General features: G+C 39.5%; 23 protein-coding genes. 5 read left to right on the plus strand and 18 right to left on the minus strand.

The annotated features are described in order from the left end of the window. Nucleotides 1-183 precede the first annotated feature (183 nt). A complete protein-coding gene (locus tag CRI88_RS14150) occupies nt 184-1,299 on the plus strand; it encodes a methionine biosynthesis PLP-dependent protein (RefSeq protein WP_058844536.1) in 1,116 nt (371 codons plus the stop codon). Between the two features lie 3 nt (nt 1,300-1,302). Continuing rightward, nucleotides 1,303-2,463, plus strand: a complete 1,161-nt coding sequence (locus CRI88_RS14155; RefSeq protein ID WP_036123254.1) for an aminotransferase class I/II-fold pyridoxal phosphate-dependent enzyme — start codon at nt 1,303-1,305, stop codon at nt 2,461-2,463. A gap of 137 nt (nt 2,464-2,600) precedes the next feature. On the opposite strand, the gene CRI88_RS14160 is transcribed toward CRI88_RS14155, so the two are convergent. Then, complete coding sequence (locus tag CRI88_RS14160) at nt 2,601-3,029, minus strand: NUDIX hydrolase (protein ID WP_036123251.1); 429 nt, start codon at nt 3,027-3,029, stop codon at nt 2,601-2,603. A 67-nt stretch (nt 3,030-3,096) separates the two neighbouring features. Between CRI88_RS14160 and CRI88_RS14165 the strand changes: the two genes are divergently transcribed. After that, nucleotides 3,097-3,591 carry a GNAT family N-acetyltransferase gene (locus CRI88_RS14165; protein WP_082673749.1) on the plus strand — a complete coding sequence of 165 codons (495 nt, stop codon included), beginning with the start codon at nt 3,097-3,099 and terminating at the stop codon, nt 3,589-3,591. 34 nt (nt 3,592-3,625) lie between these two features. Here the strand turns inward: CRI88_RS14165 and CRI88_RS14170 are convergent, their stop codons facing one another. The 16 genes from CRI88_RS14170 to CRI88_RS14245 form a co-directional block, all read right to left on the minus strand. Beyond that, nucleotides 3,626-4,504 carry a YwqG family protein gene (locus CRI88_RS14170; protein ID WP_036123248.1) on the minus strand — a complete coding sequence of 293 codons (879 nt, stop codon included), beginning with the start codon at nt 4,502-4,504 and terminating at the stop codon, nt 3,626-3,628. Nucleotides 4,505-4,535: 31 nt separating this feature from the next. Beyond that, nucleotides 4,536-4,874, minus strand: a complete 339-nt coding sequence (locus CRI88_RS14175) for a cupin domain-containing protein (RefSeq protein WP_036123245.1) — start codon at nt 4,872-4,874, stop codon at nt 4,536-4,538. 20 nt (nt 4,875-4,894) lie between these two features. After that, complete coding sequence (locus tag CRI88_RS14180) at nt 4,895-5,431, minus strand: hypothetical protein (protein ID WP_058844535.1); 537 nt, start codon at nt 5,429-5,431, stop codon at nt 4,895-4,897. 118 nt (nt 5,432-5,549) lie between these two features. After that, the gene (locus CRI88_RS14185; protein ID WP_004231380.1) at nt 5,550-5,702 is read right to left on the minus strand and encodes a YpzG family protein; all 153 of its coding nucleotides are present in this window, start codon (nt 5,700-5,702) and stop codon (nt 5,550-5,552) included. A gap of 129 nt (nt 5,703-5,831) precedes the next feature. Further along, on the minus strand, nt 5,832-7,814 hold the full coding sequence (locus tag CRI88_RS14190; RefSeq protein ID WP_058844534.1) for an AraC family transcriptional regulator: 1,983 nt from the start codon (nt 7,812-7,814) through the stop codon (nt 5,832-5,834). 162 nt (nt 7,815-7,976) lie between these two features. Beyond that, nucleotides 7,977-8,294: a DUF3784 domain-containing protein gene (locus CRI88_RS14195; RefSeq protein WP_036120141.1), complete on the minus strand. Its 318-nt coding sequence runs from the start codon at nt 8,292-8,294 to the stop codon at nt 7,977-7,979. An 11-nt stretch (nt 8,295-8,305) separates the two neighbouring features. Beyond that, nucleotides 8,306-9,586 (minus strand): alpha/beta hydrolase, encoded by a 1,281-nt coding sequence (locus CRI88_RS14200; protein WP_082673748.1) that lies wholly within the window; start codon nt 9,584-9,586, stop codon nt 8,306-8,308. A gap of 13 nt (nt 9,587-9,599) precedes the next feature. Beyond that, the gene (locus tag CRI88_RS14205) at nt 9,600-10,679 is read right to left on the minus strand and encodes a DUF1648 domain-containing protein (protein ID WP_036120134.1); all 1,080 of its coding nucleotides are present in this window, start codon (nt 10,677-10,679) and stop codon (nt 9,600-9,602) included. Nucleotides 10,680-10,686: 7 nt separating this feature from the next. Beyond that, nucleotides 10,687-11,064, minus strand: coding sequence for a GntR family transcriptional regulator (locus tag CRI88_RS14210; protein WP_036120131.1), 378 nt, complete (start codon nt 11,062-11,064; stop codon nt 10,687-10,689). A 555-nt stretch (nt 11,065-11,619) separates the two neighbouring features. After that, complete coding sequence (locus tag CRI88_RS14215; RefSeq protein WP_036120128.1) at nt 11,620-11,997, minus strand: carboxymuconolactone decarboxylase family protein; 378 nt, start codon at nt 11,995-11,997, stop codon at nt 11,620-11,622. Nucleotides 11,998-12,201: 204 nt separating this feature from the next. Beyond that, nucleotides 12,202-13,581 (minus strand): argininosuccinate lyase, encoded by a 1,380-nt coding sequence (gene argH, locus CRI88_RS14220; protein ID WP_058844533.1) that lies wholly within the window; start codon nt 13,579-13,581, stop codon nt 12,202-12,204. 80 nt (nt 13,582-13,661) lie between these two features. Further along, entirely contained in the window at nt 13,662-14,855 is a 1,194-nt protein-coding gene (locus CRI88_RS14225; protein WP_058844532.1) for an argininosuccinate synthase, read from the minus strand. Nucleotides 14,856-15,132: 277 nt separating this feature from the next. Further along, nucleotides 15,133-15,942 carry a CPBP family intramembrane glutamic endopeptidase gene (locus tag CRI88_RS14230; protein ID WP_101966768.1) on the minus strand — a complete coding sequence of 270 codons (810 nt, stop codon included), beginning with the start codon at nt 15,940-15,942 and terminating at the stop codon, nt 15,133-15,135. Nucleotides 15,943-16,020: 78 nt separating this feature from the next. Further along, the gene (locus CRI88_RS14235) at nt 16,021-16,815 is read right to left on the minus strand and encodes a MerR family transcriptional regulator (RefSeq protein ID WP_058844531.1); all 795 of its coding nucleotides are present in this window, start codon (nt 16,813-16,815) and stop codon (nt 16,021-16,023) included. Nucleotides 16,816-16,923: 108 nt separating this feature from the next. Further along, on the minus strand, nt 16,924-17,679 hold the full coding sequence (locus tag CRI88_RS14240) for an SDR family NAD(P)-dependent oxidoreductase (protein WP_036120113.1): 756 nt from the start codon (nt 17,677-17,679) through the stop codon (nt 16,924-16,926). An 8-nt stretch (nt 17,680-17,687) separates the two neighbouring features. Next, complete coding sequence (locus CRI88_RS14245; protein WP_170829910.1) at nt 17,688-18,677, minus strand: MBL fold metallo-hydrolase; 990 nt, start codon at nt 18,675-18,677, stop codon at nt 17,688-17,690. A 347-nt stretch (nt 18,678-19,024) separates the two neighbouring features. Here CRI88_RS14245 and proC point away from each other — a divergent pair, with 347 nt between their 5' ends. Beyond that, on the plus strand, nt 19,025-19,828 hold the full coding sequence (gene proC, locus CRI88_RS14250) for a pyrroline-5-carboxylate reductase (protein ID WP_101966769.1): 804 nt from the start codon (nt 19,025-19,027) through the stop codon (nt 19,826-19,828). A gap of 48 nt (nt 19,829-19,876) precedes the next feature. Further along, nucleotides 19,877-20,887: an NADPH dehydrogenase NamA gene (namA, locus tag CRI88_RS14255; RefSeq protein WP_101966770.1), complete on the plus strand. Its 1,011-nt coding sequence runs from the start codon at nt 19,877-19,879 to the stop codon at nt 20,885-20,887. Between the two features lie 50 nt (nt 20,888-20,937). Here the strand turns inward: namA and CRI88_RS14260 are convergent, their stop codons facing one another. After that, nucleotides 20,938-21,216 carry a YuzB family protein gene (locus CRI88_RS14260; RefSeq protein ID WP_080717045.1) on the minus strand — a complete coding sequence of 93 codons (279 nt, stop codon included), beginning with the start codon at nt 21,214-21,216 and terminating at the stop codon, nt 20,938-20,940. Nucleotides 21,217-21,305 lie beyond the last annotated feature (89 nt).

Below are 21,305 nucleotides of genomic sequence, written 5' to 3' on the forward strand. Positions count from 1 at the left end.
TAATTTAATAATCAATCTCCTACTATTCCTACGTGATTAACTATAAATAATCTAGCTAATTTTCAGAAAACACCCTTGTTCTTCTTTAGTATCCATGTTAAATTGGTAACAATTATTGAGAATACTAATAAATTGAAAGCGAAAATTGTCGCTTTTAATAATATTGGAGAAAAGAGTGACGTCATGACATTAAACAGAAGTATTGAAACAAAACTTGTACAACTAGGAAATTTAAGTGACCCCATAACAGGTGCTGTGAGCCCGCCGATCCATTTATCGACTGCTTATAAACATGCTGGAATTGGGGAATCTACTGGCTTTGACTATACACGTACAAAAAATCCTACACGTGCTCTTTTAGAAGAAGGGATTGCTGATTTAGAGGGGGGCGATATGGGCTTTGCCTGTAGTTCAGGGATGGCTGCTATTCAATTGGTGTTATCCTTATTTAAACCAGGCGATGAGTTAGTCGTGCCTGATGATTTATATGGCGGTACCTATAGACTATTTAACTTCTTCCAAGAAACCTATAATATCAAGCCTGTTTATTCAAAGTTTGAATCGGTTGAACAGGTGGAAGCATTAATAACTGAAAATACTCGTGCGTTATTCATTGAAACCCCAACAAATCCACTTATGCAGGAATTCGATTTACAAGTGTATGCAGAGTTAGCCCATAAACATGGAGCCTGGTTAATTGTAGATAATACCTTCTATACACCATACTTCCAACGCCCTATCGAATTAGGGGCAGACATTGTCCTTCACTCTGCTACAAAATATATCGGTGGTCATAATGATGTTTTAGCTGGTTTAGTTGTGGCTAAAGGTAAGGAATTATCTGAACGCATTGGCTTTATTCATAATGGCAGTGGTATGGTGCTAGGCGCTATGGATTCGTGGTTACTTATTCGCGGTTTAAAAACTTTACATCTCCGATTAAAACAGCATGATGCAAATGCAAAAGCCATTGCTGCTTATTTAGAGGAAGAAGCATTAGTGACTGATGTACTTTATACAGGAAAAGGTGGCATGCTGTCATTCCGCTTGCAAAAACCTGAGTGGATTGACCCATTCCTTCGTCACTTAAAGTTAATTACTTTTGCTGAAAGTCTTGGCGGTGTGGAAAGCTTTATTACATATCCTGCCACACAAACACATGCAGATATGCCATATGAAGAGCGTGTTGAACGTGGCGTTTGTGATCGTTTACTTCGATTCTCTGTCGGTATTGAGGAAGCAGAAGATTTAATTGCAGACTTACAACAAGTATTCGATATCCTAAGAAAGGAGGCATAATTTATGAAGCAACGTATTGAAACGAGCCTCATTCATGCAGGTGTTCGTGATGGCTATGGTAATAAAAAAGGGGCTGTCAATGTTCCCATGTATCTGTCCTCTACCTTCCATCAAGAAAGTATGGATGAGTTTGGAGAATATGATTATGCTCGCTCAGGCAACCCTACGAGAGACGCATTAGAAAAAGCTGTGACAGAACTTGAAGGTGGTGTTCGCGCTCATGCCTTTTCTTCGGGCATTGCAGCGGTATCAGCAGCGTTAATGCTGTTATCCCAAGGGGACCATATCGTCATGACCGAGGATGTTTATGGTGGAACCTATCGTTTTGTGACAAAGGTGTTACCACGCTTTGGGATTTCCCATACATTTGTAGATTTCACGGATCTAGCAGCAGTAGAAGCAGCAATAACGCCAGCTACGAAGCTGCTTTATATGGAAACACCATCAAATCCGACATTAGGCATCACAGATATTCGTGGCGTGGTGGCACTAGCGAAACAACACCAATGTCTGACATTTTTAGATAATACCTTTATGACACCGTTACACCAACGTCCACTAGAACTTGGAGTTGATGTCGTCATTCATAGTGCAACTAAGTTCTTATCTGGTCATTCTGATATTATTGCTGGCTTAACAGTTACAGCAGATGACAAGCTAGGACAAGAGCTATACTTTATCCAAAATTCTTTTGGCAATATTTTAGGTGTACAAGATTCTTTCACACTGCTACAAAATATCAAAACAACAGATGTGCGCTTTAGTCGCTCTGCTGAATCTGCACAAAAAATTGCAACATTTTTAACTACAAATCCACTGGTTGAGCAAGTCTACTATCCTGGACTTGCCTCACATCCAGGGTATGACATTCATCAGCGCCAAAGTACAAGTGGTGGGGCTGTTTTGTCTTTCCGTTTACCAAGTTATGCAGCCGCCAAAGCATTAGTCGAAGCAATGACAATTCCTGTTTTCGCGGTCTCTCTTGGGGGTGTGGAATCAATTCTTTCCTACCCAGCAAAGATGAGTCATGCTGCTATGGAGCCTGAGGAGCGTGCAAAACGCGGCATCACAGATGGACTTTTACGATTTTCAGTGGGACTTGAGCATGTGGATGATTTAATCGCTGATTTTGCACAAGCCTTAGAGATTGTGGCCAAGGCTTGATTGAACCAACCTGAAAGAGACCGTTGAAAAACCCTAACTATTTTACGAAACACTCATTGCGTGTTTTATCATAGTTAGGGTTTTCTATTTGTTAATAGCTAAAGTAGTCATGCCACCGCATCTTTATAATCCTACGTTCAATTTTTCACCTTTCCTAACACACGGTATAAATAATCACCATGCCCCTTTGCTAGTAGCGCTTCTTGCTCAGCAGAAATCCAATAAAATGAAAAAATTAAATCCGCTTCATTTAAGCCCGTTGGATGATGTTGCCATGAATCTTGTGTTTCATCGGATGTTAAATGATAAAAATAACGTTTCTGTAAAATACCTGACGGATGATTAAAATAGTCCTGTGCAATTAACCTCTGAACGACAAGTGTTGTTAGACCAGTCTCCTCCAACATTTCACGCTTCACAGCTTCTAAAGGTGTTTCGCCCTCTTCTACTGTACCTTTGGGCACTTGAATACCTGCACCAACTGAATTCTGTTCAAATACGAGCACTTGTAATTGTTCTTCATGCTCTCTCGTAATATAGCCAAATGCTTTTTCCACTACTTGCATGAAAGTGACCCCCTTTTGACTGATTGAATGTTACAATAAAGATAAAAATTGGAATTTAAGGTGAAAAGTGTTGACATTTATTATACGACAGATGCTAGAAAATGACATTACTTTTGTACAAGAAATTGCTAGAACAAGCTGGCACCATACATATGAAGGAATCATCCCTCGTGATATTCAAGATCGCTTTTTACAAATGGCGTATAGCAGTAACCGTTTAACACAGCGCTTCACTACTAGCCTATTTTTAGTCGCAATCGTCGATGAATCGCTAGTAGGCTTTGCTAATTTCTCAAATGTTACACATGGTGAGGCAGAGCTGCTTGCCATTTACTTGCATCCTGATAGCCAGGGGAGTGGTATCGGTTCAGCTCTTTTACAAAGAGGGCTAAACATGCTTCCCAGCCTATCGTCATTATTTGTTTGTGTAGCAAAAGAAAATACAATTGGTATGCATTTTTATCAGGCAAAGGGGTTCGAAAAGCTAGTAGAATTCGATGAGTGTTTCGATGGTTATCCGCTTAAAACAGTGAAAATGGTGAAACAACATGAAAAAGGATAACGGTTGCTTTGACAACCGTTATCCCCCTTCGTTTTTAAAAGCATTGTAAGACAACCCATGTCTGATCAAAGCGGGTCTTTTGGCAATCATCCTCACGAATCCAAAAATACAATCTACCGCTATCTCCCCACATATATCCAAGCTCTTCTTCTGAATCAAGTTGAAGCAATAATCGCCAGTCTGTTGCCCCAGCCTCTAATTCCCTTCGAAGGGGATCATTATAGCCAGTTGAATCGCCACAATATAAGCCATTGGAGACAAGCTGACATTGTAAGTACATATCCCCTTGAATAGCATCTGGAAAACCGTCTATGCGATGAACGGCTCCATTTGCATCAGCTTCTTCCATCGATTCATATGCAAGGTCTCTCAAATTATCTGCTTCCTCTTCCGTTAGAGTTTCTTCTAAATCATCCCAAAATGGAGATTCCCAGGGCGGGAGTGTCCATTCATTTTTAAACTGCAGACTTGCACTGGCAATGTCGCCATGTTTGAGTAAGATAGCAGGTATTTTTATTCTTGTAAGGCTACTAACTGGTTCTGTGAAATAGAAAACATTGAAGCCATCATAGTCTTTCGGATCGTATCCCCATGGTTGCTCGGCTGCATCATAGAAAAAGGACAATAATCCATCTGTAGGTAATAAATTGTTGGTATCGTAAGGTTTGATATCCTTTACATGTAGTTGGCAAAGGAAATACAACGGTCTCTTATCGTTCGTATATGGCCACACAAAATCTGTGGGAACATCCGGACAGCCACCTATTTTTGAATGGCCAATCGGAATTTCTTCATCAGCATTTTGCTTAGCTACCATACGTATAGAGCTTCTAGTATAAGCTGCTATTTGCTCAGCCTTATGTGCTAACCCATAGTCTTTCAACCATTTGTTCCATTTTTCTGTGTTGCTCAATGCCTTCCCCTCCTACCGTTACACACGTTTTTTATGTAAGATGTATATGCTCAGCTTGGATCACAAGTGCTGTCAAGCCTGTCGTACTACCAGATTCATGCGCCTGCCCTTGATGCCAAAGTACACCCTGTCCAGATTTTATGGTGATTTTTTCATCATCTTCACCACGAACCCAGCCTTCGCCATGCATCACGATAAAAAGCTGAGGAACAGGGGCTTCATGCATACCAACTACCCCATTTGGCTCAATATAGATGAAACCGATATTCACTGGCTCTTCTGTTTTCATAATGTTCCGATAAAATGCATTGTTTGATTGATATTGATGAATTTGCTTCGCTAAATCTTGTGTATATGAGATGAATTGCATTTTTCTATGTTCCTTTCATGCTAGGCTAATTCTTCCTGTGCAAATGCTAGCAGTGTACCATCTTCTGATTTGCCATAAAAAGCAAAGGCATCATAGCCAATACTTTTTATCGTCTCCCAATCTGCTGTTTCTCCGTTGAGTAGCTGTACATTGCCATGTTCATCTACCTCATAGTCTTCTGCTTCTTCGTCATAGTCAATATTATAGAAAAATGATAGGACAACTTCTGTTGTGGGCAAAAGATATTTCCGTAGTGGACGATGGATACGCTGCTCCTCCGTAAATTCATCACAAAATAGCGCATTATAGCCATGTAGGGTTGCATCAAATAGCAAAATTTCCTCCGCCGTTAAAGGGTCTTTTGCAACGATTCTAGCGGTTGCTCCAGTAATGAAAGGCAATGCCTCACCTTCGATTGTTAGTAAATCTCCATAGTACCAAATTTCAAACTGTTTATTCCCTGTGCTGGAACAAAGCTGTAACTGTGATTCAACTGCCTCTAGCTGTTCAACATTTTCTGCATATGACTGTAAATAAGTTGGAATAGTAATATTCATAGCCTTCCTCCCCTTTTCTTCCTTATAACGTATTATAATACATTCCGCCTTCTATTTTTATCCATAAAAAAACCCAGAATTTTTTCTGGGCTTGATGACACTTACTTTTCTAACATGATTAAAACTGACGGGCCTTTGCTTCACTTCGCAAGAGGCGATTATGGAGAGTTATCTCCGTTTCACCATTTACTTGCGATTTGGATCGCTTAATCCTTGACCAGTTGCGGTGGATTTTTTGAGATTTTGGATCTAATTGTTCGAACCTACTCATTTTTCATCCTCCTCATCATTATAGATTTCATAAGTGAAATCTTCTTTATTATGACCAGCTAGGATGAATTTATACAAACGGCCATTCATCAGAAAATAGCTCTACTTTATTGCAAAATGAATGCAGGTTTTACTTGCTTTTTATTTTTTTCTCCAATAAAACTTTGACAATTTTCTCAAGTTGTAGGTCTAAAGAGTAAGGATCTTCCATGACAAACTCATCATCGAACTCACCATACATATAAACATTGCCATTTTTAACAGCAGGTGCTCCCTGCCAAATCGGACTATTCAAAATTTCTTCTGCATCTTCTTGCGAATTGACATAGACAAATACATGATCGCCTAAATACTGTGGCAATACCTCTAATGAGATATTTTCAAAGCCCTCTTTCATGTTTAAAGCTTGCTCTGTTGGAGGTAATTTCAACATCTGATAAATGGTGTTACTACCATAATTCCCTCCCTCAGCAGCTAACACAAATAAACCTGTAGGGCTTAATTGCACGACTGATACCGTTTCACCTTCTTTAATGATGCCATCGATTTGTTTTCGAGCATCTTCTACCCTCTGTTCATATTCTTCTATCCATAACTCAGCTTCTTGCTCTTTTCCAAATACTTCAGCAATTCTTCTAAATTTTTCTAATGGTCCAGCCGTCGAAAGCTCTTCCCAGTAAGGAATAAAAACAGTAGAGCCGATTTTTTCATATTGTTCAATATTTTTCTCAATCGACCCAATGATTAAATCGGGCTCTAGCATAATGAGTTTTTCAGGATTCATTGGGAAGCCACCTAAATTCTCGATTTTAGCGAGCGTTTCTTGAGGAATCCCCGCTTTCTCAATCCAACCTTCCGTTAACATGCCTTCGCGGACACCAACTGGAATAATTCCTAACTTTAAAAGCTGCCCCATATATTGATCAGCCGCTACACGCTGTGGCTGAGCTGGAATTTCTACATCACCTCTAGGCGTCGAAACAATTCTTGTCTTTCCTTCTTGTACAGCCTCTTGTCCACTATTCGCTTGTGATTCCACTTGATTTGTCGATGATGAGGCTCCATTTGTATTTGAGCATGCTGCTAGCAACAATGATAGGCACATAAACAACGTCATAGCCTTTACTTTCATATTTTTGTACTTCGACATTTCATTTACTCCCTTTCGTTGATAATGATTTTCAATTTCATCATCAATATAACACTCGAATTGTTTTGGGAGAATAGCATATCTTCTTTTCCAAAGTGGCAATTCTTCATCTTCCAGTTGCCGCTTTTGCCTCCATGCCACTTTAAATTGTGCTGGAGATACACCCTTGTATCGTTTAAAGCTTCGGCTCAAGGAATGACCGTCAGGATAACCGACATGCTCCGCAATTTCCTGCAACGTAGCATCTGTTTGCACGAGTAATGCCGCTGCTTTATTGACACGCATTTCACCTAAATAATGAATCGGGCTTGTATGCATTTTTTCTTTAAACAGTTTTGATAAATAACCAATGCTACAGCCTAACTCTTGCGCTATGATGTCTAGTGTTAGAGGCATATGCACATGTTCCTCTATATAGCGAACTGCCTGCGCCACCATATCTGGCTTTACGGGATGAATTCCCTGTCCATGCATTTGCCGCAATAATTCATAGATAAATTGATAGAATAATGATTTTATATGTAAATTTTTCAGCTCTTTGTCATGGGCCTGTTGCCAAACTATCTTCATCTGCTCTGCTCTGTCAAGTAATGCAAGAGGATGAGCTGGCACAAAAGCATATTGATAGTGGAAAGGATTATGATTTTCCATCAAGGCTACCATTTCTTGGCGATGAGGTAACGGAAGTATTGCCTTATAGAAAATCATAAAGTATTCAAACTCTTTCTCCGCTACAATCTCTACATCCACCCCTTTTCCTGCATGCAGGACGTGAAACGGGTGTACCAGATGTCTGTTTTTATCAAGCCAGATTTGAGCATTCCCTCTTTTTGTATAGAGAAAGGCACTGGTCGGCAATCGATAGGGACCAAAATCCTCTCCCTGCTCCATCATTGTCAATCGTACATCCATAATTTTGATGTATGCGTGATTCCATAAAAGTATATGATCACTTAATTTCATCGAGCTCAAGCACTCCTTCTAGTTTAACCAATAGCATGTCTCTAGTTTAACAGAAATCCCACTAATTGATAATAATTCTCATAGATAAAATGCATTTCCTTCAAATGTAGCCAAACAAAATGGACTTGTCATTGCATTGACCAAGTCCATTTTATATCCTTCTTATTTTTTGAAACGATTGCCTGTGTTCACATAGATCATTAAAAAGATCGTCAATGCTACGAAAAGAACAAGTCCGATACTAAAAAATAACCACTGTGTATGAAAAAGTTCATTAAGAATCCATAAAAGCACACAAAAGCAGTAGCCATACATCATTTTCCCCATAAATCTCGCCAATGCTTGCTCATCATACTGCTTTTTTTCTTCTTCTGGCATCGTATTAAATCCTGCGATTAAAAACGCTCCTTTCCCTTGGGACAGCACAATGGCAAAGGTCAGAAATAGCAGCATGATAATTCCATATACAAAGATACTCATCGTTCATCATCCTACTCTTCATTAATAAATTGCTGAATCGCTGGTAGTAATTTTTCATGTAATGGCAATGAAGGGTCTGAATAGGTTGCTAAGTTTCCTGCACGATCTGCTGGAGCCTTTTTCAATACATGGTTCATACCCTCCATATAAAGTAGCTTTGCCTCTGGTTTGCCTTTCTTTAATGCCTCGGCATCGACTTCCTTTACTTGTAAATCCGTTGTTCCTTGTACGATTAATACACGGCTTTTTACTTTCTCCAACTCGTCAGCAGGATGGTACTTTAGCAAGGAAATCAGGAAAGGCTGAACAGATGGACGGAAGAGGGCTTGCAGCTCTGGCGAAGCAGTTGTCACCTGCTTGCCTTGCTTTAAAGCTGTCAAAATATCCGTTGATTCATTGTAAAGCTTCGGTGCTAACTGACCTTTTAATTGCTCTAAGAGTACTACGTCCAATGGTCTTCCAGCACCTGCGATAGAGACGAAGGACGCTACCCCTGTTTTTTGAGCTGCTAGCAAACCAATGAGTGAGCCTTCACTATGACCAATCACGTGTACACTTGTATAAGCTTTATCCGCCATCAATGTTTGTAGGATTTGTACTGCATCATCCACGTATTGATCAAACGTCCCATCTTCTTCCTTTGTTAAGAGCGCTTGATTATCACCAAGTCCTCGCTTATCATAGCGAACCGTCGTAATGCCCTCTTGTGCTAAACCTTCCGCCAGCATTTTTAAGCTATTATTTTTACCAGCTAGAGCAGAATTACCATCTTTATCAGTTGGCCCAGAGCCTGCTATAATGAGAGCCACAGGCGATGGCGACGTGCTCGCTTTTTGTAAAGCAACTGTTAAGTCTCCCTGTTGAACAGGAATTTTTAGTTTTTCATAGGTAACGGGCTGCTCTTTATAAGCCGTTAAAATTAGGGGGAAATTCCCACCATTTTGTTGAAATGTAGCCTCTATTTGTTCATTTTTTAATATGCCGTTTATCGCAATAACAGAGCCGTTCAAATGAATAGATATTTTTACATTGTCATCTGTATACTTGACACTTTGAAATGGAAAATTAGATAAACCTTGTGCTGGAACAGATAATGTACCACTATCCTTCTGTAAATCGACGATAATTGGCAGTGCTCCATTAGGCGTTTCAATATTTCCCTCCCATTTTCCGATAAACTGTTCATTCATTGCACTTTGCCCCTTTGTCTCTTGATTGTCCGCAGTGACCTCTTTTTGCCCACAGGCACTTAAAAGTAACAATGTGCAACATAACAATAACCATTTTTTCATCCAATCTTCCTCTCTATATGAAGATCACCAATAAAATTGGCAATAAGGTAATACCGATTATGATGTAGCTCCATTTATTCGCAAAATTGACAGTCCATCCGATTCCAAATTTTTTCGGCACTAATAAGGATGGATCGTTTTTGTTACAATAAAAAATCCCCCATTTCCAGTATTGATCATCTGCCGCAGCTGTTTCATTTGTATGTACCTCATCAAAACGTTCATTGCTTTTACTGAGCTTCCAAATTAATACTAGTAAGCCACCTAATGTAACGATATTAAAGACAAGAAAAAGGGGGAAAAAGTATGGGGCTGTTTGGTCATGTAAAATAACGGTTGTATAATGTAAAGCAATAAATAGAATCGTCATACTAAAATTAATCGCTGCTAAATACCAGCTACCATATTTGCGTTGAGTCAGTTCCCGATGAACTGAGGCTTCTCTAGCCTGTGCACTCAATTGAATTTTGGCACTTTTCATCCCTTGGCCCATGATGAAAAAGCTAATTTGTATCGCTAATAATATCAGTGGCATACTGATGACGGAGAGCCTAGTTTTTTCAGTCCAACCATCCGCCTCCCCTGCACCATTCCAATGCGTGGCAAAAATTGCTGGAATGGTGTCATAATTCATGTACGTAAAAACAATCAATGCCAGTGTCATGATGATAGGTAAACTAAAAAATAAGGGCGATAGTGTTTCATCTTTTTGGCGGATTGTTAAGTCTGTTACATGCACCGTTTTGATGTTTGTTTCCCATTGTTCCTGTCCCTTTAAATTTTTCGTTTTAACATGGTAACTCATGTAAAGACCAGATGATAGCAGGAGCATGACATACAAAAGGATAAAGGAGATTAAAGACGTTTTCTCCTCTTGCATAGGCGACAAAGAGAATCCGATTTGACCTAGTAAAAATAAGCCTGCAATTCCTCCGATAATTTGACTATAACGCTTCTTCCAAAGCTGTAATTGAGGATGCTTGACATAAGGTTCTGGTATGGAAACACCAAAAACATTCGTTTTTCTTGTTAAATGTGGTGTCATGGTTTCCAAAATACCAACAATGATAAAGATGCCTACTATTATAAGCATACTACCCCTACTTCCATTGTTTTAAAATTCGCTGGAACAAACTTGTTATTTGTTCTTTTTCAAACCCACGTGCAAAAGCTTCCGCCATAATTGGCTTTAAAGCATTTTCCACTTTTTCAACCTCTGTTTCTTCCAGCTCTCGCTTTTGCCCACCAATAATGACTGCCTTCGCTTTCGGTTTTAATTCGATTAACCCTTTTTCCTCGAGTTCATGGTAGCTCTTACTCACTGTGCTTACATTGATACCTAAATCCGTAGCCATCGCACGCACCGCTGGTAATGTATCACCATTTTTCAGTTCACCTTTTGCGATGAATTCAATTAATTGATTGGCTAATTGCTTATAAAGCTGCAATTCACTATTTGGATCTAACCGTATTTGCATATCGCTCCTCCAATCTGTATTGTTAATACCCAAACAGAATCTGTTATGTATAGAGTAATACAGATTTCTCAAAATGTCAAATGAAGGTAATGATGAAGGTGACTAACTCACCTATGTGAATGTCTTATATGATGTTTTACCTTTGAAAGGGGTGGAGTCTTGGCTTGGGTGAGTGCATTTTGCCTTCCTTATGAATTTTATTACCCTAGTAGGAGCGCCTTTCTCTCTGCTTCTCACCCTCAATTAGATTGTTAACAGTGAACCACAAAAAGGACCCAGAATAATTCTGGATCCATGGACACTTATTGCTTCTATTTGATTTTTTACTAGTAGGTTTACGCTTCAACTTAATCTACAGCGAAGCAGATCAATTCTGTTTCACCTTTAGGCTTAAGTTTTAAGAAGCTTCAACCTTAACCAGTTGTGGCGGACTTTCCTGAGATTCTTGGTCTTTGGGTGTTTGACTATTACTCATTCTGCATCCTCCCCATCATATTAGATTAATAAGTGTTTCCGAACTTATTATGAACCTTTGCCTGATTTTTTATTCATGCTTCAAATTTTTTCTGCAAAGACTTGCTGTGCAATGGTTAAGGCATTTTGCACTTTTGGAAAACCGATGTAGGGCACTAATTGTAACAGAGCCTCGACAATTTCTGTTTGTGTTAAGCCTGCATGGTATCCTCGTTGGATATGGGTTTTTGTTTGCGGCGCAGCACCTTGTGTGACAACTGCTGTTATCACGACAAGTGCTCGATTTTTGGCCTCCAATCCTGGTCGTGCATAGACATCACCATAAGCAAATTCAATAATCATTTTGCGTAAATCAGGTGCCACATCGGCTAATGGATCGGATGTAATCATCTGTGTTACTTCTTCCTCAGTCATATATTGTTTGATTGTGTCAAGCCCCTTTGTAAAACGTTCATTCATTTACTGGATTCCTCCCACCATTTTCTTATACAAAAACCCCAATTCCGCGTCTCCAGAATTGGGGATTGTCCTTCACGTATGTAAGGGTCTCTTTTTCACGTCACCCTCTGGCTTAGTTGAAAAAGGATATAGGTTTTCATAGTGCCTCACTGGACAGCTTTAATGAATATCTATGCAAAAGTCACAAGGACATGCACGCAACAATTAATGTTTTACAAGACAGGCTTTTGCTTTGTCAATTTGGATCTTCACTTGTTCGAAGCCGGTTCCACCTAAGGAATGACGGCGTCGAACAGCCGCTTCTGGCGCTAACACATCATAAATATCTGCTTCAATTAGTGCACTTTCCTGCTGCATTTCTTCCAGTGGTAAATTTAATAAGTAAATCCCCTTTTGAATACATGTGAAGACAAGCTTCCCTGTCACCTCATGTGCCTCACGGAATGGCATACCTTTTGTCGCAAGATAATCTGCTAGCTCTGTTGCATTTGAAAAATCAGCATGGACAGCTTGATGCAAACGTTCTGTATTGACAGTCATTGTACGAATCATGCCTTCAAAGATTTTAAGTGAACCAAGAATGGTATGCACAGTATCGAACATGCCTTCTTTATCCTCCTGCATATCTTTGTTATACGTTAATGGTGTGCCCTTTAACACGGTTAATAAGCCCATTAGATTCCCGTAAACGCGCCCTGTTTTCCCACGAATGAGCTCTGCCATATCAGGGTTTTTCTTTTGTGGCATAATGGAAGAACCTGTAGAGAAGGCATCATCCAATTCAATAAATTTAAATTCATCTGTAGACCAAATAATAATTTCCTCAGCAAAGCGTGATAAATGCGCCATTAACAAGGATGCATTACTTAAAAATTCCACAATAAAATCACGATCACTCACAGCGTCCATAGAGTTGGCATATACCTCACTAAAGCCAAGTAATTCTGCGGATTTTAAGCGGTCGATTGGGAAAGTCGTTCCCGCCATAGCCCCTGCCCCTAATGGCAAAATATCAATGCGCTTGATGGATTCTGTAAAGCGTTGTTTATCACGCTCTAGCATCCAAAAGTACGCCATTAAATGATGCGCAAAGGATATTGGCTGGGCACGTTGTAAATGTGTATAACCAGGCGCAATCGTTTCAATATGTTCTTGAGCCTTCTCTACTAATGTTTGTTGAAACGTCACGATTAAATCAATTGCTTCCTGCACACGCTTTTTCAAGAAAAGATGCATATCCGTCGCGACCTGGTCATTACGGCTACGACCTGTATGTAGCTTGCCACCAACAGGACCAATTAAATCAATCAGCATCTTTTCTAAATTTAAGTGTATATCTTCATTGGCAACGCTAAATTCAAGCCCACCTGCGATTGCCTTTTCTTTTAATTGGGCAAGACCACCTAGTATGGCCTCTACGTCAGCTACAGGTAAAATTCCTGTTGCACCAAGCATTGTGACATGTGCAACACTACCTTCAAGGTCCTCTAGCACAAGTTGCTGATCAAAGCCAATGGATGCCCCAAATTCGTCTACCCATGCTTCTGCTGATTTTTGGAAACGTCCACCCCAAAGTTTTGTCATGTCAGCTCACCTTTTCCTTTATTTCTTATTGAAAGGTGTAGTGAAAGCATAATGCCTTCCCACACCTCGCTTGTTAAATATTATTTTTTATTAACAGATGAGTTCACTACGGTTGGTAGACCCCATAACTCGATAAAGCCTACAGCGGAAGCGTGATTGAATTGATCTTCCTTCGAGTATGTTGCTAGCTTTTCATTGTATAGTGAATTTGGTGATTTACGTCCTTCTACAATCGCATGCCCCTTGAACAGTTTCACACGTACTGTACCATTTACATATTGTTGTGATTGCGCAAGGAATGCTTCAAGTGCATCACGTAATGGCGAGAACCATAACCCATCGTAAATTAATTCAGATAATTTTTTCTCAATCACTGGCTTGAAGTGTGCTAATTCTTTTACAAGTGTTAAATCTTCAAGCTCTTTATGCGCTGTTAACAGCACTTTTGCTCCTGGGATTTCATAAACCTCACGTGATTTAATACCAACGAGACGATTTTCTACATGGTCGATACGTCCTACACCATGCGCACCTGCTACTGCGTTTAATTCTTGAATTAAATCTGCTAGCTTCATTTCTTTTCCGTTTAATGCTACTGGTTTACCAGCTATAAACTCGATCTCCACATATTCTGCTTCATTTGGTGCATTTTCAACAGAAACAGTTAAGCCGTAAGCTTCCTCTGGTGGAGATACCCATGGATCTTCCATAATTCCTGCTTCATTGGCACGTCCCCATAAATTTTGGTCAATTGAAAATGGTGAATCCAATGTTGCTGGAATTGGTACATTATGTTTCATCGCATATTCAATTTCCTCGTCACGACTCCAGCCCCATTCACGTACTGGTGCTAATACTTCTAGATCAGGATTTAATGCTTTAATAGACACTTCAAAACGAACTTGGTCATTACCTTTTCCTGTGCAACCATGTGCAACGGCATCCGCACCGACCTGGTTCGCAATCTCTACTAATTTTTTTGAGATTAGTGGGCGAGAAAGTGCTGATACTAATGGATATTTTTGTTCATACCAAGTATGGGCTTGTAATGAAATTAATGCATAATTTTCAGCAAATTCATCCTTTGCATCTACCATATAAGATTCAATAGCTCCTACTTGAAGAGCTTTATTTTTTACGAATTCAAGGTCTTTCCCTTCACCAACGTCAAGACATACCGCGATTACATCCCAACCCTGTTCTTTTAACCATGGAATTGCTACCGAAGTATCAAGTCCGCCTGAGTAAGCTAATACAACTTTTTTATTTGCCATTAAAAATGCGCCTCCATTGCTCTATCGATATGTATTTTTATACATTCATTTAAAAGTTTATACACGAATAGTATCATGTTATAAAAATAAATACAAGTGTATTTTTATAAATTCATAGACATTTATTTTACTAGTTAAGCGAACGTCAACCAATCCATCAAATCATTGGAGAAAGTATGAATATTTACTCGAATAAGCGTTTTTTCACTAAAGGCATAAATGTATACTATATAAATGTATCAATAAAAAAGAACCCCGTAGAAAACGGGATTTTTTTTCACGATTTAATTGATTTTGTCTTGTACAATGCATTCTTTGGATTAATGATGATCAATAACAGGGCGGCTACTGAATATAAAATGGCATTATACATCATTAAATCAACGAGATGCCCGTTCACTAAACCAATAAAAAAATTAAAGAATTGGTGAATGATGATGGGGATGATTAAATTCTGATTGATGTTATAAAATCCTGCCATAATAATACTCGTCGCTATGATGGCTATCATAAAGAAGCCACTATATTGGAGTAAATCCATGCCCATAAAGCCAGTCGTAAGCCATATCGGTAAATGCCATAGCCCCCACCAAAACCCGATGATGATAGAGGCGACTAATGCGGAATACTTCTTTTGAAGCTCCAGCAGGGCAAAACCCCTCCATCCCAATTCTTCACCTAATGGTCCTGATAAAAGATTTCTAAAAAAGTAATAGCTCAGTATAACCCAAGAAGAGATTGTAAAAATAGAATCTGTTTGATGATTATTCATAACTAGACTCAAAATAATAATAAAAATGACGACTTGAATCGTCAGCACTGAAAAAATCACCGATCCGTTCAACCTATTCTTAAATTTTTGTTTCACAAAGTGTAGAAAGCTCTGTCCAGGATATATTTTCGGAAATAATATAACGAAGGCAAAGGTTGATGACCATGCTGATAGACAGCGTATTACATCGAAAACCCATGTTGGAAACCCTAACAGCTTGACAGCTCCTACAAGACAAAAAAGCGGCCAAAAAATGACATTGGTTAAGACAATAAAACTCGCTACAGGTCTTTTTAGCTTCTTATTTCTATTCATGTTGATCCCCCATTTCATTGCACTGAACTTCAGCATAAACCTGGGGGTTGCTCACAGGTCAATTATCTATCTCTATTTTTACTTTATTGGCACATACATTTCTAAAAAAATACGTTCCAGCCCTTCTTCATACGTAACTAGCAGTAGATTGATATACACAAGCCCTAACAGCTCATAGCCCATTTCCTCGGCTACTTTTCTCATACTGGCTTCCACTTGATCGTCCGTATTTTTACCACCTGTAGACCATCTACCATCTTCAATGATTGTATAAAGACATTTTGGATAGGCTCGAATTTCCCCAGCTATTGCCTTGTCATCATCTTCAACTTTTCTGGTAATTATAAATTGTTCTTCTAGTATCCCTTCATCATTAAACCGTATTACTCTTCTTAATGATGTAAGGACCACTGCTTTTTTAAAATTATCGGTGTTTTCTTTTAGAATGTCATATTCATCATAAGCTGTATAATGATCTATTTCTCCCATTATCTCTAGTGGTTTCATTTCCTTTATACTGTATGTTCCTAAACATTGCTTAATTTTTTCGCAATCTTCCTTGACCCTTTGTAACTTTTTTAATTGTCGTTTTTTATAGGCAATCTCCTCCAACATTCCCTGCTCTTTTTCTTCTAATAATGAGCGAATGCCCTCGATACTCTTGCCTCTTCTTAATTCCTGTATTATTTTGATTTCCAAATCAATTTCTCGATAAAAATTGACCGTTGTTAGGTCATAGATATCAAAATGGGTATAGCTTCTGTAGCCATTTCCTTTATTTTGCTGAGGCTTTACCAATCCCTTTTCTTCGTAAAATTTTATCGTATCTCTAGAAATGCCTAAAAATTTAGCAACTTGTCCAATAGTGTACATTGTATTCTCCTTTTTTAGCTTCATCTTCCCTACTATATCAACAATTTCAGGTAAGTATGAAAAAAACTGTCGCCATACATAGGGAGCATGGCGACAGTCTGATTATTACTATTTTTTATTGAAAAATGATTTGCCTAGAAATTCAATGGTTGCAGGTGCGAGTGCATATAATTTACTCGATAATCCCATGATCCTTGGTAAATTTACCTCACGAACTGGACGATCAATTGTTTGAACTGTAGCTTGTGCCACTTCTTCTGCGGATAATAAAAATCTTCCTAAGGACTCTCTGTAGCCACCTGCATCATTTGCCTTATCTAAAAATGGTGTATCAATGGGACCTGGGTGGATGGCGGTTACTTTCACATTGTATGGAGCTAACTCCATACGAAGTCCATTCGTGAAACCGACAATGGCATGCTTGGTAGCAGCATAAACACTCGCTTTCGGTGTTGCTACCTTTCCTGCCTGTGACCCAATAAAAATTAGATGACCATGCTGTTGTGCCATCATTGCAGAAGCTAATCGTTTGGCAAGGTAAATCGGTACACTTACATTCAATTCAATCATTTGAGCAATATCCCCATCCTTTAAAGCGGGGGCTACAGCAAATTTCCCTACACCTGCTGAAAGAATCGCCACATCAATGGGTGGGAGCTGTGAACAAACATCATCGAGTGTATGTAAATTGGTTAAATCAGCTTGGATAACGTGAGCTCCTAAACGTTCTAGCACCTTTAGTGCAACAGCATTACGACCCGTGGCATAAACTGTATGCCCTTGAGCTACAAGTAATTCTGTCGTTTTTAAGCCTACACCACTTGTTGCACCTGTCACGAAGATCGTCTTTTTATATTTATTCATGTGTAAACCTACTTCCTTTGAAATAAATAGATACCTGCTTCGGTCTTCGTTGATTTAATATAATCATTGGCTTCTAAATAATCTAAATGCCCTAGTGTTTTGGACAAGGTTAATCCTAGCTGATGCTGGAATATGGCTGGATACAAGCGTTTTGTTACTTGTACAACCGTTAATTGATCGTCACCTAGCAACTCATTAACTTTCAATGATTGCTGATGCTGGCGCTCTAATCGTTTATCAATTAAAGAAGGAATATCCTCTAAATCGGCCCCATGCCCTGTATGCATCATTTTGATGGGTAATTGGCGTAGAATTTCGAGTGATTCATTGTATTGCAGTAAGGATTTTGGACGTCCTAATGTACGATCTAATGGTGGCTCGATTAATGGATTGGGCGTTATTTTTTCGAGTAATAAATCGCCCCCAATAACATGATGCGTTTTTTCATCCCAGAAAATAAAATGGCTTTGTGCATGACCTAATGTTTCTATTGCCTTTAATCCTGGATGACCGGGCACTTCGTCTCCATCCACCAAAATTTGTGTCAATGGGCGCTCACCCACAAGCTCTAATTCACGACGAACATGTACACTTTTTGTAATATATTCTTGTGGTACCCCATGCTCTAATAAACGCTCACTGTAAAATTGCTCGTGATAGCTTAAAAACGCTTCATCATGACGAAGCCATTTATCATTATAGGCATGCCCCAAAATTTCTGCATGTGGAAAGGCATCGACCCATCCTGCATGGTCAGGATGATGGTGGGTTAACACAACCTGTTCAATATCTCGCATGTCAAAGCCAGCTGCTCGAATTCCCCATTTCAAAGCATCATAGGCTTCCATCGTTTTTGGTCCAACATCAAAAATGCTGAGTGCATCGCCCTTTACAATAAATGCATTGACATCTCCTACTTCATAGGGTGTTGGTATTTCTATTTTGACTATAGACAAAGTTGTTTCCCCCTTTTTACGAGCTAGTGAATACTGATTCATTCTATTTTACAAGTTTTTTCTGTTTTCGTCATCCTCCTGTTGACAGTTTGCTAATTCCTCACTATAATTTTGAATAATCTAATTATTTTTGTGCGTTGAAGAAGCCGAGTACGTAACTGGTGAAGGTGTTAGAGAGTGTTACATTTGCTGAGAGTAACATCACCCGCTCCCATTACCGAACCTACTTCTGAGCAGTTATGCAAACATAACCGTTTCCCTTGCGATAAGAGGGCTAAGAGTTGTGCCAACAATTGGCAAACAAAGGTGGTACCGCGGAAACGAGAGCGTTTTCGTCCTTCAAGATAAGGACGAGAGCGCTTTTTTATTTTGAACTGGAGGTTTTGTTTATGAAAAAAATAGTATTTATCGGTGCAGGCTCAATGGCAGAAGCATTGATGCAGGGCTGGATAAAACAAAAGGTGTTTACACCACAGGAAATCTATGTCACCAATCGCTCTGACAAAGAACGTTTACAGTTCTTACACGAAACATATGGAGTCCAGTGCCTGTTTGATCAAGCCATTTATCAACAGGCAGATCTTATCATTTTAGCAATGAAGCCAAAGGATGCTGTTGCAGCCATGCGCGATCTAAAACCTAAAATGACAACGCACTCTGCCGTTCTGTCGATTCTAGCCGGTATTGCTATTGAGACGATTACTAAATTTTTAGGAAGTCGTCCAATTGCACGGGTGATGCCTAACACATCTGCCACAATCGGTATGTCAGCAAGTGGGATAGCATTCAATAATGAGGTGTCGGCGGCACAGCGTATTCTTTTCCTCCAGTTATTAGAGGCTGTCGGCTCCGTTATTGAAGTCGATGAGGATCAATTACATGCAGTTACAGCCCTTTCTGGTAGTGGTCCTGCGTATATTTATTATTTAATGGAAGCCTTTGAAAGAGTAGGAACAAAAGTTGGTCTCTCCAAAGATACTGTACGATTACTAATGACTCAAACACTGGCAGGTACTGCTGAAATGCTCAAGCAATCGGTAGATGAACCGGATGTTTTGCGGAAAAAAGTAACGAGCCCTGGCGGTACAACGGAGGCTGGTATTCAGGCACTAGAGCAATATCAATTTAATGAAGCCATCGAAGCATGTATTAAAGAAGCGGAAGCTCGATCTCGTTCACTTGCAAATGGTTAATATTATGTGCAAAATAGAGTGTATCACTAGGAATTAGGGGGCTTTATTTTGAGTAAATTATTCGAACCATATGCATTACAATCCATTTCCTTAAAAAATCGCGTTGTTATGGCACCTATGTGCATGTATTCAGCGCAAGACGATGGCATGGTGACACCTTTTCATTTAGTCCATTATGCGACACGAGCAGCTGGTCAAGTTGGGTTAATCATCTTGGAAGCTACTGGTGTTGTGCCAGAAGGCCGCATCTCCAATAAGGATTTAGGCATTTGGGATGATGCACATATTGAAGGATTAAGTCAACTAGTTGAAGGGATGAAGGCTTACGGCGCTAAAACAGGCATCCAGCTTGCACATGCTGGTCGCAAAGCAACGGTGGATGGCGAAATTTTTGCTCCATCAGCTATTGCCTTTAGCCCAGACTATAAAACACCAATAGAAATGACAGAAGAGGACATTCTTTATGTAATAGAAGCGTTTAAACAAGCAGCTGTTCGTGCCACAAAGGCTGGCTTTGATGTGCTCGAGATTCATGGGGCACACGGCTATTTAATTAGCGAATTTTTATCACCTGCGACAAATAAACGTCAAGATCAATACGGTGGTTCACAGGAAAACCGTTATCGTTTCCTTCGTCAAGTTATCGATGCGATTCGCAGTGTGTGGGATGGGCCATTATTGGTACGTGTATCTGCAGAAGATTACGCTGAGGATGGCACAACAATGGAAGATTTTATTGTTTTTAGTCGCTGGATGAAATCTCAAGGTGTTGATTTGGTTGATGTATCAACAGGCGGTGTTGTACCAGCAGCTATTCATGTCTTTCCAGGCTATCAAGTATCGCATGCAGAGGCCATTAAGCATGGGGCAAACATCCCTACTGGCGCAGTTGGACTTATTACAACAGCTGTTCAAGCAGAAGAAATTCTCCAAAATAATCGCGCAGATTTAATTTTCTTAGCACGCGTTTTATTACGAGACCCTTATTGGCCACTTCATGCGGCTAAAGAATTAGGCGAAGAAGTGCAACCTCCCGTACAATACGTGCGCGGTTGGTAAATTGATTTGCAGTGAAAAAACAGCTTGTTATCCCGCAAGCTGTTTTTTCATTAGAAAAGTGGGTTTTGTTTTAATTCTTCATCAATAGCCTGCACCAATGTCTCTGCGTCCTCTGCTGTCACGACTTCTCCATTAACTAGCGCAAAAATACTTTGCTCACAGATTTCACAGTGAGATGTACAACCAGATTCCTCTATCTCAATATCATCCCGTTCTACTAATTCATCATACGCATCTGCCGCACCAAGTGATAAATTAGTGATACAAAACTCCACTCTATTTTTTAGCTGCTGTTGTTCTTTCTTTTTTTTAAATAGAGAAAATACCATGTTTATTGACCTCCTACTCTTTAAAAACGATCATACCACAATTCGACAAAGTCTATGAAAACCCTTACACTGAACAGCATCATTTCAAA

The sequence above is a fragment of the Lysinibacillus fusiformis genome (assembly GCF_002845985.1).
GTDB classification, from domain to species: domain Bacteria; phylum Bacillota; class Bacilli; order Bacillales_A; family Planococcaceae; genus Lysinibacillus; species Lysinibacillus fusiformis_D.

Coding starts and splice junctions, on each gene's coding strand:
- CRI88_RS14150 (WP_058844536.1), top strand. CDS start 184: ATGACATTAAACAGAAGTATTGAAACAAAACTTGTACAACTAGGAAAT.
- CRI88_RS14155 (WP_036123254.1), top strand. CDS start 1,303: ATGAAGCAACGTATTGAAACGAGCCTCATTCATGCAGGTGTTCGTGAT.
- CRI88_RS14160 (WP_036123251.1), bottom strand. CDS start 3,029: ATGCAAGTAGTGGAAAAAGCATTTGGCTATATTACGAGAGAGCATGAA.
- CRI88_RS14175 (WP_036123245.1), bottom strand. CDS start 4,874: ATGCAATTCATCTCATATACACAAGATTTAGCGAAGCAAATTCATCAA.
- CRI88_RS14180 (WP_058844535.1), bottom strand. CDS start 5,431: ATGAATATTACTATTCCAACTTATTTACAGTCATATGCAGAAAATGTT.
- CRI88_RS14185 (WP_004231380.1), bottom strand. CDS start 5,702: ATGAGTAGGTTCGAACAATTAGATCCAAAATCTCAAAAAATCCACCGC.
- CRI88_RS14190 (WP_058844534.1), bottom strand. CDS start 7,814: ATGAAATTAAGTGATCATATACTTTTATGGAATCACGCATACATCAAA.
- CRI88_RS14195 (WP_036120141.1), bottom strand. CDS start 8,294: ATGAGTATCTTTGTATATGGAATTATCATGCTGCTATTTCTGACCTTT.
- CRI88_RS14200 (WP_082673748.1), bottom strand. CDS start 9,586: ATGAAAAAATGGTTATTGTTATGTTGCACATTGTTACTTTTAAGTGCC.
- CRI88_RS14205 (WP_036120134.1), bottom strand. CDS start 10,679: ATGCTTATAATAGTAGGCATCTTTATCATTGTTGGTATTTTGGAAACC.
- CRI88_RS14210 (WP_036120131.1), bottom strand. CDS start 11,064: ATGCAAATACGGTTAGATCCAAATAGTGAATTGCAGCTTTATAAGCAA.
- CRI88_RS14215 (WP_036120128.1), bottom strand. CDS start 11,997: ATGAATGAACGTTTTACAAAGGGGCTTGACACAATCAAACAATATATG.
- argH (WP_058844533.1), bottom strand. CDS start 13,581: ATGACAAAACTTTGGGGTGGACGTTTCCAAAAATCAGCAGAAGCATGG.
- CRI88_RS14225 (WP_058844532.1), bottom strand. CDS start 14,855: ATGGCAAATAAAAAAGTTGTATTAGCTTACTCAGGCGGACTTGATACT.
- CRI88_RS14230 (WP_101966768.1), bottom strand. CDS start 15,942: ATGAATAGAAATAAGAAGCTAAAAAGACCTGTAGCGAGTTTTATTGTC.
- CRI88_RS14235 (WP_058844531.1), bottom strand. CDS start 16,815: ATGTACACTATTGGACAAGTTGCTAAATTTTTAGGCATTTCTAGAGAT.
- CRI88_RS14240 (WP_036120113.1), bottom strand. CDS start 17,679: ATGAATAAATATAAAAAGACGATCTTCGTGACAGGTGCAACAAGTGGT.
- CRI88_RS14245 (WP_170829910.1), bottom strand. CDS start 18,677: ATGAATCAGTATTCACTAGCTCGTAAAAAGGGGGAAACAACTTTGTCT.
- proC (WP_101966769.1), top strand. CDS start 19,025: ATGAAAAAAATAGTATTTATCGGTGCAGGCTCAATGGCAGAAGCATTG.
- CRI88_RS14260 (WP_080717045.1), bottom strand. CDS start 21,216: ATGGTATTTTCTCTATTTAAAAAAAAGAAAGAACAACAGCAGCTAAAA.